This window comes from uncultured Bacteroides sp. (assembly GCF_905207245.1).
Lineage (GTDB): Bacteria > Bacteroidota > Bacteroidia > Bacteroidales > Bacteroidaceae > Bacteroides.
Window position 1 is genome coordinate 1 of sequence record NZ_CAJLKP010000017.1, and the last position, 16,255, is coordinate 16,255.

Consider the following 16,255-nt stretch of genomic DNA (forward strand, 5'->3'; position numbering starts at 1 on the left):
GCTTCCATATGAATTTCTAATTTTAGAAGTGTCAACTTATTCAGTACACTACAGAAACTGACACTCGCATAATTGGATGAATTTCACACTATAGGAATAAAAAGAAAATGCAAACGGTATATAAACAATGAAGTGCTATAGAATACAGAAAAATACAGGGTCTTCGCGCTCAATTCTGCCATATCTGTATAAAACGTCCGTATACACTGACTACAAGTGAGTTAAACGCAACATTTGTAAATATATAGAACAAAAACGGTGTAGGCAAGTGATTTATCAGCACTTACCTACACCGTGCCTACACCCCGCTAATCAACTACATATCTGCAATTTATGCATCGGGTGTAGGAGTGTATGCAAAAACACATAAAACTTTTCTTTGTACAGCAAGCAATTCTGATTACTTACTGAAATCCCTCGGAGCCGGAACAGGAGGCAATGGTTTGCGGTTCTGCAATTCCTTCATCACTTCCTCAATAGCCTTATTGAGCTGTTCATCCTCTCCGTTCCATTCCTTCAACGGATCATTATCAATCAGGATATCCGGGTCCACGCCATGATTTTCGATAATCCACTGCCCCGTCTTCGGGTCATAGCTGGTGAAGAAGGGCACACGGATATCCGTGCCATCCATATAAGGAAGCGGACCACTGATGCCGACAATTCCTCCCCAGGTACGTGTTCCAATCAGCTTTCCAAGTCCCAATGCGCGGAAGCCCCACGGGAAAAGGTCGCCATCGGAAGCGGAGTATTTATTTATCAGGCAAACCTTCGGACCTACCTGCACGGCATCGGGCACAGTACCTGTTTTAGTAGAACCACGACGCATCGTCACACGATAAGGCTCACGGGACAGACGCTCCAGAATCATCGGCGAAACATTTCCGCCACCATTGGCACGGTCGTCAATTATCAAACCTTCCTTATCGAGTTGGGGATAGAAATAACGGGCAAACTCATTCAGTCCTTCCGGTCCCATATCCGGTATATAAATATAACCGATACGGCCTTTTGAAGCTTCATCCACTTTCTTCAGATTATTCTGCACCCAATTATAATGATAAAGAGGATATTCATCTTCAATCGGACTGATGACAATCTTTCTGGCACCTGCCAACTGGGGTTTGCCGTTCAGCGAAATCTCCGTCGGCACACCGGCTTTGCCCACCAGCAAGGCATACAAGTTCTTCACGGTATTCGTCGGCACACCGTCAATGGCTACGATATAGTCTCCCGCTTTGGCTTCAATGCCCGGCTCCGTCAGCGGCGAACGCAATTCTTTGCTCCAGGAAGCTCCGGTCAGTATCTTCTCCAAACGGAAGAAACCACTCTTATCAGCAGATACCTCAGCACCCAGCAAGCCGGTCTTTATGCGCTTCGGCTTTTCCGTCTCACCCGGATTGACGTATGCATGGCCGCAATTAAGCTCGCCAATCATTTCACCAATGATATAGTTCAGGTCGAGACGAGTCTTTGCATAAGGCAACAGGACAGCATATTTCTGTTTGATAGCCTTCCAGTCCACCCCATGCATATTTTCCAGATAGAAGCCGTCACGGTAAGCACGCCAAGCCTCATCGAATATCTGCGCCCACTCTTTGGGATAGTCCACAGGGATGGACATGTTATCAAGATTAACAGCAGTGCTCAGATTAGCCTGTCCTGCGGGAATATCCGTCACGTAGACTTGCTCGTCTTTGTAGAACGTAGCTTTCTTGCTGCCCGGAGTGACAAACATCATGGCACCATCGGCCACCGTTTCTTCTTTCTGTTCTCCGAGGTCGAAGACTTTTGTACCGCCACGTCCCCAGTAGTAGATTTTCTTTCCATCGGAATAGAAATTGCCATAATAAGAAGCAGCCACAGGCAGCTTGATGGTACGATCAGTGATACCTTCGGGACTGAACTTCACGAGGGAGTCTTTCGGGGTTTCGTCCTTTGTGCTGTTGCTTACTCCCGCATCTTTCTGCAAGAAAGGTGATGGGGTATCTTCTGCCAACAAGGCAATATAAACTCCATACATATTATTATAAACATGGTTCCACTCCAACCAGCCATAAGTAGGATTGAAATCGCGGGCAGACGAGAATATCAGATACTTGCCATCTGTGCTGAACACCGGTGAAGAAGAGTTATACCATTTGTCCGTTACCGGATACTCTTTCTTATCGGCAATGTTATAAACGTACACAATGGTAATTTCATTATCCGCATCCCGGGTGTAGGTCAGCCACTTACTGTCCGGAGAGAAGGTAACATCATCCGGTTCGCTCACCGGGTCTTGCAACAACATAGTCACCCGGCGTGAAGCTACATCCAGCAGATTGATGCGGTTCTTACGGTCGGTATAAACTATTGTTTTACTATCCGGGCTCCACTCGAAAGTGCGGATATATGTATCGTTCCCTTTGGTCAGTTGCACCGGATTGCCTTCGATGGCATCTTGCAGATAGAGTTCTGTTTCTCCCGTAACATCGGAGATATAAGCGATGGACTTCCCATCGGGCGACCACTGGGCACTGCGCTCATGAGCACCGGGAGTACGAGTGATATTCTTGGTCACTCCCTTGGTTGCCGGAAGGTTGAATACTTCGCCACGGGCCGTAATCGCCACCCGTTCTCCATCTGGAGAGGTGCTGATGGATGTAATATACTTAGCACCCTTCTTTATATCGCCACGAGCATAGATATTATCGGAAGCAAGGCTGATATTCACCTTCTCGGGTTTACGGGTAGAGGCATCCATCTTATAGATGTATCCGCCATTCTCAAAGACAAGGGTATTGCCGGAAGCACTCGGGAACTTGACGTCATATTCGGTAAAGTCGGTCACCTTCTCCGTTTGTTTCGTCTTTGTGTTGTAGACGAAGATGTTCATGGTGCGGTCGCGGTCGGAAAGAAAAAAGATATCGTCGCCAATCCACATGGGAAAGATGTCCTGAGCTACATTATTCGTGATATTCTCCACCGACTTCCTGGCTGGATTGTATATCCAGATGTCATCCGCCATACCGCCTTTGTAGTACTTCCAGGTGCGGAATTCGCGCATGGTGCGATTATAGGCCAGTTGTTTTCCGTCGGGAGAGTAACTACAGAAGCCACCTTCGGGCAGGGGGATGATTTCGGGCAAGCCACCTTTCTTATTAACAGTGTAGAGTTTACCGGAAAAACCACTGCTGATGCGGTTACGGTATACAATTTGTTTGCCGTCGGGGCTCCATGCCATTACGATGTTATTAGGGCCCATACGGTCGCCCAAGTCATCACGGGCATTGGTTGCGGTGTAAGTAAGGCGTTGCGGTTCGCCGCCTATGGAGGGAATGGTATACACTTCCGTATTTCCATCATACTGGCCTGTAAAGGCAATTGTCTTACCGTCCGGTGAGAAACGGGGAAACATTTCGTATCCCACATGCGAAGTCAGGCGTTGAGCCTCTCCTCCTGTGACAGGTACTTTGTAAAGATCGCCTGCATACGAGAAGACAATCTCACTACCGTTCGTGGCCGGAAAACGCAACAAACGTGCTTCATCTGCAGCAGAAAGCCATGCAGATGCACCGATCAGAACGAATAAGGATAAAAGTAATTTCTTATTCATGTTATTTGAATTTAGTCAACTTACAAAAGTAAGAAAAGAATAAGAATAATTACACGAAAAGTATGTAAAAAATCAAATCAATTCTGCCAATTCTCATCTGTAGGGTTATACCCCTAAAAGATTCCTATTTTAGTTCTTTCTTTAGGATTATAGCCCGAAAACTATTACAAAAGAATTAGGTTCATTATTGTAGTGGATATGAATCAAATGATGATTTACTGAGTATCTTCATTCCCCTCCTCCAGTTGGAGGAGGGGTGCCCAAAGGGCGGGGTGGTAGGTGAGAAAAGAAGTCCTTAATATTCTTATTAATAGGTACTTTATTGTTTTACCTACCACCTCCCCCTACGGGTACTCCTCCTCCCAGGAGGAGGAGAATTAAGATAGTATTGCTTATCATTTGCCTCATTTCTGCACAGCTATGAATTAAATTCAACCAATGCTTGCATTATTAACAAACTCCCCCGGCTTTATGCCAAATTGTTTCTGGAAACACTTTGCAAAATACGACGGACTATTAAATCCTACCATATAGCATATTTCATTAATACGGTATTTATTTTCCGCAAGCAGGGCTGCCGCCTTCTTCAACCGCACTATCTGTATCAATTCATTCGGAGTGACATTAGCCAGTGTCTTTATTTTGGAAAACAGACCGGAACGGCTGATACCAAGCTGTTCAGCCAGGAAATCAATTGTCAGTTCCGGTTCAGAGAAGTTTTGTTCGATAATCTCATTGATACGGGTCAGGAATTTATTGTCCACCGAGTTGCTGGCTATGCTGTTCAAAGGAACCATTGGCATTTTGGAGAACTTCTGGCGTAACAGATTACGCAAGTCAAGAAGATTCTTGATACATGCCTCCAGATATTGTACAGAGAAAGGTTTCTCAATATAAGCATCCGCACCGCAGTCCATACCCTCTATCTTAGAGTTCGTATCAGTTTTTGCTGTCAGCAATATGAACGGGATATGACTGATAGCCTGGTCCGCCCGTAAAGCCTTGCAGAATTCCACTCCGTCCAGGCGTGGCATCATCCAGTCGCTCACAATCAAGGTGACCTCATGCTCCTTCAGTTTTTCCAACGCTTCCACCCCATCTTCTGCCGTCAGAATGGAATATTGAGCGGAGAAACTGCTTGAAAGGAAATTCAACATCTCTTCGTTGTCATCCACAATCAGCATCAACGGTTTGTCCTTAGAAGACACCACTGGCAAGGTTTCCGACAAGATATCTTCGGGTATCGCCGGATTGAGAACACCTGTCTCCCCTTCCTGAGCCGTCACCCCGACTTGTTCAATAGGCAACGTCACTATGAAAGAGGAACCTTTATTGATTTCGGATTCCACCTCTATGCAACCGTTATGCGACTCCACAATGCTCTTCACAATACTGAGTCCGATACCCGTACCAGGTTTATTATCCATTGCCTGATAGAAAGGCTTGAAGATTTTCTTCCGGTCTTCTTCGCTAATGCCGATTCCGTTATCAGTTACTTTCACCACAAACGTATGTTGTTCCGGCTGAACAACACAAGAAAGGATTACTTTATCCTTGGTATATTTGCTCGCATTCGTCAGCAGGTTGCTTATCAGTTTGGTGATTGCCTCACTATCCACCATAGCCGTAAAATCGGTATCGGGATATTCCACTTCCAGATGCGCACCATGCTGGGTGATAAACGGTTTGAACCGCTCGCAAACCGCCTGTAGCAACTGGCGGATATTCTGTGAAGCATATTTCATGGTTATGCCTTCCTGCTCCACCTTACGGAAATCCAGCAGTTGATTGACCAGGAACAGCAGTCGCTGACTATTGCGGTCGATAATATTCAGATCGTCCCGCAGCACTGCCGGCATTGGTATGGACGATTTCATAATTTTCTCCAAAGGACCAATGATAAGCGAAACCGGGGTGCGGATTTCATGAGCTATCATCGTGAAGAACTTAATCTTAGCTTCATGCACTTCCTTCTCCTTGCTCACATTCAACTGATTGATTTCCGCAGTATGCTTCTTCTCCGTCCGCTTCAACAGGAAACGGATAAAGAAAGTCAGCGCTATGCATACCCATATGAAATAAAGAATCTTGGAAGCCGTGCTCCAATAAAAAGGAGGATGAATGGTTATCTTCAAACTCGCTTCCCGATTACTCCAAATCCCGTCATTATTCGTGGCTTTCACTTTAAAGACATATGTTCCGGCAGGCAGGTTGGTATAAGTAGCTTTATTCTGCGAACCTACATAATTCCAGTCTTTATCAAAACCTTCCAGTTTATAGGCGTACTGGTTCTTTTCGGGTGTACAATAGCTCAATGAAGCATAGAGCAGACTGAATACATGGTCTTTATAAGACAAATCCAGTTCCGCCATCCGGTTCAGGGCTTTCGGCAACTTCTTATCTCCTATCCGGATTTCCTTGTTGAAGATTTCCAATCCTGTGATAACAACCGGTGGAAGCACTTTATTCGTTTTTATCTGATAAGGATAAAAGGCATTGAAGCCATTGACCGAGCCGACATATATTTTACCGTCGGAAGCCTTCAAAGCAGCATTAGGCAGGAATTGTTCGCTCTGCAACCCATCGCTGCGCGTAAAAACCTGACAACTCTCGCCGGGAGCATAACGAACCAGTCCCTTCGTTGTGGTCAGCCACAGCACACGCTGGTCTTCAACAATGCCGCAAATGTTATGACTAGGAATATCCAGAGGTATCGCTTCAAACCGGTCTTCTTCAGCATTATACTTGCAAAGTCCGTTCATCGTTCCCACCCACATATTCCCGTTGCCATCTATCAGCACGCAATTCACCTGATCGTTAACCAATGCACCGGGAGCATTGCTGTGCAGGTAGTTCTTCCAAGTCTTTTTATCCGGATTATGCTTAAACAAACCCTTCCCCTGCGTAGCAAACCAGATATTACCGTCGGCATCCTGATCTATATCGATGGTCAGCGATTCCAAGTCTTTGACGCGGATAAAATTGTCTTCTTCACGGTTATACAAGTTTATTCCTGCCATAGAAGTCACCCATATCCGCTTCTCCCGGTCACGGAAGATGGCGTAAGAACTGGTGCCGTCAAGTGTGGTCAAGTCTCCTCCTCTGGTGGTATATACCCTGAACGCGCCTGTTTTCGTATTCAGCACGTTGACTCCTCCCGTATAGGTGCCAATCCATAAATCGTCATCATCCATACAAAGAGCATGCACATTATGGTAAGAAAGACTGTTTCTGTGCTCATCGGGCATATAATGAGTGAATTGTTTATCCTTGGGAGCAAAGCGGCTCAGACCTCCATCGTCAGAGGCTATCCAGATATGCCCGTAAGAATCTTCACAGAAACGCCCGATAACGGTTCCGTTCACCGAATTGTAAAAGCGCGAATGGGCAAAGCATTCAAACTGTCCGGTATTAGGCGAAAGATAATTCACCCCACCGTAATAAGTCCCGACCCAGATTCCACCCTCACGGTCTTTTACGATAGGATAGACAAAACGATTGGATAATGAATAAGGGTTTGTTTCATCTTCCGTGAACAGTTGATGTTCGCATGTAAGGGTATTAAACAGCAAAAGTCCGTCATCCGAACCTATCAATAGTTGGTGGGGAGCATATTCCATCAAAGAGTGGATATGTGTAGCCCCCTTACCTTCCGACGGATGCAAATAAGTGATTGCCTTACCCGTATATCTGTCTATCTTTTGCAAACCGCATTCCCAGGTTCCCAGCCACAGTGCATGTTCAGAGTCTTCGAGCATGACCAGAGAGTTTGAGTCATATTGCCCCGCTTCGTAAGTGATAGGGAAAAGTTCGAATTTATTCTCCGCCTTATTCAGCTTGGACACAGTGGGACTTCCCCAATTAGTGACCGCCCAAATCTGATTTTCACTATCAACCAGCACACTTGCCATTAATCCATTGGCATCCTTAAATTCATAATGTTCCAGATAGTGCTTGGATATATTATACTTGAAAATCCCTTGCCCTACTGTCGAAAACCACAAGTTGCCGTCTCTGTCTTCTGCAATATGATTCACATTGCTCTTAATGCTGTCACCCCGGGCTGTCAATACTTTGAATAGTTCAAAGCTTTCCGTTTCATAATCAAAAATATAAACCCCGTCTTCTGTCCCTACCCAGATATTGTCTGTAGTATCGTAAAGAGAAGAGATATAATCATTAGACCCTTGCGGATTCAGATTATAAACCTTTATAGTGGTGCCGTCGTAACGGTTCAAGCCGTCATCCGTACCGAGCCACATAAACCCATATTTATCCTGCATAATAGCACGCACAGAGTTGGAGGATAATCCATCTTCCACGGAGAAATGGCGGAACCAAAAATCAGTAGAAGCTGCCGGAAGCACCAACGGAATAATACCGGCTATTATAGCAAGGACAATCTTTTTCATTTCTTCACCAGATATTGATTGAACATAATTCCCATTACAATCAATGCAAGACCGATGTAAGTTGTAAACACAATCTGTTCACCCAATATGATTGCAATGAAGAATAAAGACAAGAAGGGAGATAAGTAACAAAGCTGGTTGACCAGTGCCGGATTGGATGTTTTCCGCATGGCAAGACTGAAAAAGATGAAAGGAATACCCATTTCGAACCCGCCGACATACATACCCGATAAAATACCGGGCAATGTATTGAGATGCACACCTACTCCCACAGCTCCTATCAGCAAATAGACCGTGCCAAACAGAAAGCTCATAAACAGCGCAATGCTGCCATCCGTTTTATCTTTGAACTTATTGTTTATCATCCAATACATGGCCCACAACAAAGCACTCAATGCCGCTAACAGCAAACCATGCACAGGTATATCCATACCTCCCGACTGCCCTGTACCAACTGAAATAAGTACCACTCCGCCCAACGAAATGAACATGCCAATATATTTTTTCGGGGGTATGGGCTGATGGGCAAACAAGGCCAACAGAATAAGCAGCACAATAGGCCATGCATAATTGATGGGCTGTGCCACCTGTGCAGGTAGCAGATCATAAGCCTTGAACAACACCAGATAATAAGCGACAGGATTCAGTAATCCCAACAATGCAAAATATCCCCATTGGCGACCGGAAAGTTCCGACACCAGTCTCCACTTCTTCTGGAAAGTTAGCAAAAGAGCAAATATGACTAATGAAGTACAACTGGCTATCAGCAGCATCTCAAAATGAGTAAGATGCGTTAAGGCTATCTTAAAAGCAGTGGCTACAGTAGACCAACTAAGCACTGCAATGCAGGCATAAACAACGGCACTCGTACTGTTTTTCATCGGTTCATATATGTTTCTTTTGCAGACATCGTATTTATCTGTATGTTTATAAAGGATTGCTTCCCGTAACCCTGATGCGGTATGGCCATTGGGCATCTTTCTCTCCCGGAGCGGGATTCATCCAATGCTCCGTCGGCGCTCCCATCACAACCAACCACAAGTGAGTCAGAGTTTGATTTTTTGGAGCTGTAAAAATAATACTTTTCCCGCTATTATCGCCCATTTCGCCATAAATAGATTTACCTTCTGCCGTTACAGCAACAAAACCATAACGCCAACCTGCCTTATCTGTATGGATTGCAGTATATCCTTCCTTTCCTGCTTCTCCGCAGAATTCCACTTTCACTTTCTCTCCCGGCTGAGGAATAGCCAAAGGAATAGCATTGAATCCATAATTTTCAGGACAATTCTCCGGTGCTATCCTATACCATCTATCCGGCTGAGCTATTAGCTGAGAAGTATATTTATTGGCATACGGGCGTGTTTCTTTCCAGACGCGCGGAAAATCCCAGTTGATAAAGTGGCGGTAAGTGTCAAACATCTCATCACAGAATTGTTTCTGATTCAAGGTAGCCAAACGTTTGTAGGTGATAACCGGGTCTTCTCCCCGCTTTCCCTGACGGTAAAGTTCGGCTATGATGGGAAGTCCCCGTTTCATGCCCCAATATTCCAAAACGTAAGGTGAATGATAAATATTCTCCATGTGGAGATAAGCCTTGTGAGTCAACTTCATGAAAGCATCCCAATGATATTTTTCATCAGTAATCCATTCGGGATTCACCTGCCACAGCATCCATTGCGAAGTCATTTCAAAGAAACCGCATCCTCCCCAAGCTTCGCCCTGCCCATCGCAACTGATCTGTGCCTGAAAACTATGTCCCAATTCATGGGCGATGCAGTTCAATTTCTTATCTTGCACACGGTTGGGAGCAATCCATAATGCACCGATTTCTCCGTCATAATCTCCACCATAGGCTGTGCCTTCCAGGGAATAGTTCAGCATCACCATCATGCGATACTTGTCGCACTTGGAACCGGGACGCGAGAACTCCAATGTATCACGGAAGAAACGGTAAAAGGTCTCCAACTTTTCCATCAGATTCGGTAAATCGACCTGCATATCGTGCCCTTCCAACTGAGGCGGATTGGATAAATCATTCCCAAACCCTTTCTCCCAGAAGATGACAAAGTTCTCTGTACAAGCCATACGGTGATAACTCCATTTACTTTCAGGATTTTGCAAATCCATTCCCTGAAGGTCTTTGGGAATATAAAAGGCTTTGCCAACAGGCATCGGAACGGATGCCACATTCTGCGCCTTCAAGGCTAATCCCCAAACGATAGCAAGACTTAATAAAAAGATATACTTCTTCATAATCTTTATTTTGTTCCTGACGGATAATTTTTAACAACAGTATCTAAATAAAATGTGAAGGTATTCACCATTTGGGTCGAATCACAGTAATTTGCAAGAAGTACCCAATCCTTTTCAGCAATCAGTCCTAGTATTTCCGACTTTTTATCCAACTTAATGCGATAAGGCTTTTTCGGATACCAAAGCTAGGTAAAATTCTCACATCCGCTAATGTGCCCTGTTCCGGTATAGTCCCATTCTTCTTTTTCCGAGTCAATAGTAAGATTTTCTCCCCCATTGAATTTAGATTATTAATTCTATTTATTATCTTCTCCAGTAGAAAAGATATTTGTACAGCATGCACATAAGTTACCTATAAGCAACAAACCTGCCACTTATAGATAACTTCTTTTTTTAGAATTGCATATTGATCACAAAAGTAGCCTTATATTGTTTGCCATTTTTAGTATACACCAATGTCGGTTTAATAATATATTTCTTCCCTGCGACACTACTTCCAGGTTTATGACCATACTTAAAAACAAACGCATCTTTATCATATTCAACCCAAATAGGATCATTGTTACCCCATGAACCCTGATTTCCCTCAGCTGTACAATAGAAACCGCCATTAGCAGTATAGGTATATGAATATGTTCCATCTGCCTGCAACAAACCTAAGGCTATTTTTCCTTCCGTAGGATTCGAGGTTTGTTCATTTGCAATAGTCAACATATTTCCACTCAATACACCGGGTTGCATAACAAAAGCTTGTGCCAGTTTCTGAATATCTCCATTTGACTGTAAATCAATAGAACCTAAATCATAACCTTCTGTTTCAGCACTGCAATTAAAATTATAAGTAAACTCTATATCTTTAGGATCAACATCTGTATCAATATTAAAACTGCCCAAAAGGTCAGTTCCGTTAAACTTCACCTTATATGGCCATTGTTCATCAGTCAACTCTTTTTCATCCCATGGATTCGCTTTATATTGATTTGGGGCTCCTAATACAACAAAATACAACTTATCAGTATTGGCTGGAATGTTAAAGTTTACAACATTTGTTGCTTTCTGATTCATTTCTCCATATACACGAGTACCATCAGTTTTCAGAGCAACAAAGCCATAACGCCATCCGACATTGCTTGCAGTTCCTGCATTGTATTTGCCTACATTCCCTTTCACAGCTTCCGACTCCATATACTCACCCGGATCATCAGCAGCCAAAGCAGAACCCGGTGCCAATCCTTCAAAATTTGCGGTGATAGTAGCACCTGCTTGCGGCACATTCAGCGCTATAACATTGAAACCTGTAGTACCCGGACAGTTTGCATAAGCTACCTGATAATAATTATCTTCAACCTGATAGAGTTTAGTAGAATACTTTCCAATATACCCATCAGCATAATCACGAATTACATCAATATCAAAAGTAGCCATTCGTGCGGCATAATCATACAATTCTGTTTTCATAGCCTCCCATTGGTTACCACAATACAAGCGCATATATGTTCCGATAGCATCTTCCGGAGAAGCTGAACGTTTCCATATTTCACCTACGGTTTCTACACCATGTTTTTGTGTCCAGTAGTATTGTAACCAATAACTGGCATAACGCATCCATTCATGCTCAAAGTGACGATGGCAGTTAGCCAACCATACATCAAAATGGTAATTGGCAAACAATTGTTCCGGATAATCTTGATAAGATTGCCATTGTGCACACTGTTCCCAAAATCCATTACCACCATTGCTACCTTCATAACCATAACGAAAACCATGCTTAAAATCATTCGGCTCACCTTGCAATATCTTATCACAATACACCTGATACTGGAAACTATGCCCGATTTCATGTGCAATAGTAGAACCTACTGGTTGGCATGTACTGGGGTTCACCCACAGAGCACCAATTGTATCATCATAACCAGAACCTGTTGCCAACCATTCCGTCTGATACAACAGATAGATTTCCATCTTATATTTATCCAGATAAGATTTTCCTTGTCCTAATTCTGCAAATTTCAACACCTCGATATTTGTCTTATAGAATTGCTCTGCTTTTTCCAGTAAATCATCAATATCCACACGCAAAGCAGCATCTACAGTCGCCGCATTCGGATCATCCCCAAAACCAGCTTCCCAAAATACAAAGAAGTGCTCACTTTGTTTACTACGAAACCAAGACCATTTAGCATCACTACGAAGCATATTCATATTGCTGAACTCTGCCGGCTTATAGTATTTATCAAAGTCCTTTATATCTGTTTCGTCCATAATTTCCAACGAAGTGCCAGTTTGTGTTATGCTAACTTCTTGTTTAGTAGTTCCGGAAGTAAGAATAACTGTTGCAGTGCGTGATTCTTTATTGGTATTCTTTTTTAAAACCAACCCAATTTTCATCATTCCACCAATTCCTTTATCTACTGAAAGACTCAGCCAAGCTGCCGCATCAGTCTCTTTCACAGACGCTGTCCATGATGTCAAAGCCGTAAAACTAATTGAAGCATATGTATCTTCCGCTTCTAACGACACAACAAGTTGGTCTTCACTTATAGTTATCAGCCTTTCTCCTGTACTATCTTCTTTATCATCACTACATCCTGTAAGGAGGAGGGGATAAACGAACACTATTAGACACAATAACGGCTGAATAATGAGTTTTGTCAAAAGTTCTTTTTTCATATTTCTCATGATTTTAGTCAATGTAGAGAATAGAAATACTCTACTCTCTACAATGTATGTTTCATTATTCAGCCTTCGCTCCTACTTTAACAGTAAGATTTACAGTTAGAACACCTCCATTACAAGAGATAATATATTTAGATTTCACTGTTGTATTAGGCACACAACTTGTTGGGTGATTACCAGCATAAAGCCACAATGCTGTTTCAGAACTGCCAAGGCAACAGAATACTACACTTTCCGTACCATAACTACATACTTCACCAGCCGCATTGAGCCAATAACCGGGAGTATCGCTGGTATATGTCGGTTCTTCTTCACTCACTTCACCACAATATATCTTTAAATCACCACTAATTTTCGCTCTATGTATCTGGTAAGTAGTCATTTTAAATACATCGCGAAGTACATCCTTAACATCAAATTGTACATTGCTAAAAGTGTCATCCCACGGTTTCTCAATTGTCACATCCAGCACGGTATCCATTGTTGGTTCTCCTGTCGGTGGCGTTTCCGGATCTTCGTATGCAACGATATTAACTGTAATATTCAACATGACAATTTTATTATTTGCCAAAAATCCATATTTTACAGTAGTACTAAATCCGCCTTCCAATGCATTGGGCATCTGCCCTACATATAAAATGTCTAAATCTCCTTCCTCAATATCATCACCCAAACCATGATACTCAACGAAAACGCTTGCGTTGTCTCCATGCGAACCGGCAAACCCATCAAGATCATACCAATAACCGTTAACTGCACTTGTTTCCTGTGCATAACTGCCATCAGGATTAACTGAAATGATTTCTGCTTCCTCCAAAGAGGTTATTCCTAAGTCACTTAACACCTTTGCACGGTCAAACGATAAAGGTTCCGAATCATAACTTGATCTTGGGTTCATGTCTATGGATAAATCCTGGGTACTGACTACCGTAGCAGTTATTTGCCCTTTTTCTTTAGGCATTGCAGTGATTACAACTGCCACACGCTGATCCTGATACTTCAAACACTCAATGAATTTAATATTCTTTCCTGCTTCCAATTTACCAGGCATTTGTCCAACATTGAAGTAACCCTCTTCTGCATTATATTCAGCAAACACTCTGGCATTATCTCCCCAGGAAGTAGTGTTACCATCCTTATCCCACCAGTGTCCCCAGTAAGAATTGGTATTGGAGCTCGTCATGTTATCAGCATGGGTTGTACCTTCAATACAGAAGCCTGTTATTTCCGGAGCATTCTCGTAAGGTTTATCCGCCCCCATATTTGCAATGCCTTGTGCCAACTGGGTAGTTGTTATTCCAAAAAGCTCAGCTATCTTAACAGTGTCAATGTATACAAACGCACCGTCATATCCATTGGCAAGAATTGTTATATCAGCATTATATTCAAGAATAAGATTTGCATTGATAGAGTTCTTCTGTGCTTCTTTAATAGAATCCTGGCGTGCCAGTTCCGCAATTTCGTCATCAGTAAGGATATGTTCTCCCCATACATCCGTGTTATCGCCACAACTTGCCAAACCTGATAGCAATAGGGCAAAGCATACGAAGTAAAAATATATATTTTTCATGTTTTTCTTTTTTTAGAGTTATCACTTATTCTACAGCTCCGGTATAACCAGAATTTTGCTTCAGATTCATATTAGACCTCATCGCTTGTTCCGGAATCGGGAAGTAATTCCAATGAGATTCAGTTGTGGCATCTTTACAGAACCACGACTTACCATTGTATACACTACGCCCATCAGTCATTTTAAAACGAATCAGATCTTGGCGACGGTGTTGCTCACCTACAAACTCCCACCCCAAATCATCCAATAAACCGCCGAGTTCGATATCAGCACCACCTTCAGTAGTAGATACGAAAGAAGCCGGATCCCAATTGGCATAACCTTCACAAGTATATTCCCGATGACCATAATCGTAACGGCTTCCACCTTTTAGTTCTGCTACAGTACGTACAGCTTTTGTTGCTGCATCAAATGAACGTTTACGAACTTCAGTAACCAAATCAGCAGCAGTTTGCTCATCACGCCCCAAACGAAGCAGGCATTCAGCCTTAATAAACATGGCGTCTGCCAAACGGAAAATAGGTATATCATCAGCAATCGTACCATACTCACCTGCTACTACCTCATACTTAACCATCCGATATCCTTCCTGCTTGTAAGCACCCGGCACATCGATAGAGTGCACATTCTTGTTATAATTCAGAATACCCTCGCCTGCCCAATCATCTTCAGCATACTCTATATAGTCACCAGCTTGCGGAGTATAAGTCCCGTCTGCATTCTTCACTGCTTTTTTCTGTTTGCCACCAGTCCAGGTGTCTGTCAAACGTTTATCTGCTGCATCATAAGAATCGATGAATTGAGGGACTGCACAGCTACCGTTTGTAGCATTTGCAGTACATCCAAATGCTTCCAACCCTACCTGCGGGAAAGAATAAGTATGCAGCAAAAAGTGCTTGGCATGAGTTCTGTCCTGTGGTATAGCAAAAATAATCTCCGGATTATCATCAATATTTTCACGGAAACAATCGCTATAGTTGGGAGCCAAAGAGTAACCGCCATTTTCAATGATGTCATTTACTTCGAGCAAGGCTGCTTCATAACCATCTCTATCCGTTGTTCCCAGATAAACATTCTTATTCAAATAGAGTTTGGCAAGTGCCATACAAACAGACCAACGATTGCCATATCCAAAATACTTATCTGTACCGATATCTTCTTTTATTTCAGTAAACTCTTTCACACAGAAATCATAAACTTCTTGAGCTGTATTCTGCTCCGGCAAGTATCCATCGGGGACATTCAAAGTAGTTTCTATTGGTATATTGCGGAAATAATCCAATAACTGATAATAAGTCATAGCACGGAAGAAGCGCATCTGTGCACGGTCTGCCGCATTTTTTTCAGGCATCACATCCAGTACTTTATTACAATAGCCAATGCTGGCAAAAGCAAAATTCCAGATATTTTCAGCATGTCCGAGATTGTAATTCCAATCATGCTTATGAAGATTCACATAAGAGTCTCCCCAACCAATACCAACACGGAACGGAACCATATATTGGTCTGTACATTGCTCATTCAGTTCCCAAGAACCAAACCAAGAGCAGTGCATATAGCGATATTGGGCTATAGCCTGCCCCATCAGCGAAGCCACATCTTTTTCACTGTTGAAATCAATATTCGTATCATTCAGAGTACTATACAGATTTTCCGTCAAGTCAGTACAAGCAGTGAGGCTTAGCATACTGCCAGCCATCAATCCCATAAGGGTATTCTTTATATATTTTTTCATAATCAGTT

Annotated in this window: 7 protein-coding genes and 1 pseudogene; all 8 read right to left on the bottom strand. The window is 43.0% G+C overall.

The window, feature by feature from the left end:
- Nucleotides 1-400: 400 nt before the first annotated feature.
- The 8 genes and pseudogenes from QZ135_RS07500 to QZ135_RS07535 all read right to left on the bottom strand — a co-directional run bounded on the left by QZ135_RS07500 (nucleotide 401) and on the right by QZ135_RS07535 (nucleotide 16,247).
- Nucleotides 401-3,598, bottom strand: a complete 3,198-nt coding sequence (locus QZ135_RS07500) for a S41 family peptidase (protein ID WP_294607382.1) — start codon at nucleotides 3,596-3,598, stop codon at nucleotides 401-403.
- A 431-nt stretch (nucleotides 3,599-4,029) separates the two neighbouring features.
- On the bottom strand, nucleotides 4,030-8,010 hold the full coding sequence (locus QZ135_RS07505; RefSeq protein WP_294607384.1) for a hybrid sensor histidine kinase/response regulator transcription factor: 3,981 nt from the start codon (nucleotides 8,008-8,010) through the stop codon (nucleotides 4,030-4,032).
- A complete protein-coding gene (locus QZ135_RS07510) occupies nucleotides 8,007-8,891 on the bottom strand; it encodes a DMT family transporter (RefSeq protein ID WP_044267405.1) in 885 nt (294 codons plus the stop codon). The genes QZ135_RS07505 and QZ135_RS07510 overlap by 4 nt, the downstream gene beginning before the upstream one ends.
- Before the next feature lie 46 nt (nucleotides 8,892-8,937).
- Entirely contained in the window at nucleotides 8,938-10,266 is a 1,329-nt protein-coding gene (locus tag QZ135_RS07515; RefSeq protein WP_294607387.1) for a DUF6055 domain-containing protein, read from the bottom strand.
- A 5-nt stretch (nucleotides 10,267-10,271) separates the two neighbouring features.
- Nucleotides 10,272-10,433 (bottom strand): annotated as a pseudogene (locus QZ135_RS07520) (hypothetical protein); the annotation flags it as partial.
- A gap of 226 nt (nucleotides 10,434-10,659) precedes the next feature.
- Nucleotides 10,660-12,936 (bottom strand): DUF6055 domain-containing protein, encoded by a 2,277-nt coding sequence (locus QZ135_RS07525; RefSeq protein ID WP_294607389.1) that lies wholly within the window; start codon nucleotides 12,934-12,936, stop codon nucleotides 10,660-10,662.
- A 64-nt stretch (nucleotides 12,937-13,000) separates the two neighbouring features.
- Nucleotides 13,001-14,512: a DUF4859 domain-containing protein gene (locus QZ135_RS07530; protein ID WP_294607392.1), complete on the bottom strand. Its 1,512-nt coding sequence runs from the start codon at nucleotides 14,510-14,512 to the stop codon at nucleotides 13,001-13,003.
- Nucleotides 14,513-14,537: 25 nt separating this feature from the next.
- Nucleotides 14,538-16,247, bottom strand: coding sequence for a RagB/SusD family nutrient uptake outer membrane protein (locus QZ135_RS07535; RefSeq protein ID WP_294607394.1), 1,710 nt, complete (start codon nucleotides 16,245-16,247; stop codon nucleotides 14,538-14,540).
- Nucleotides 16,248-16,255 lie beyond the last annotated feature (8 nt).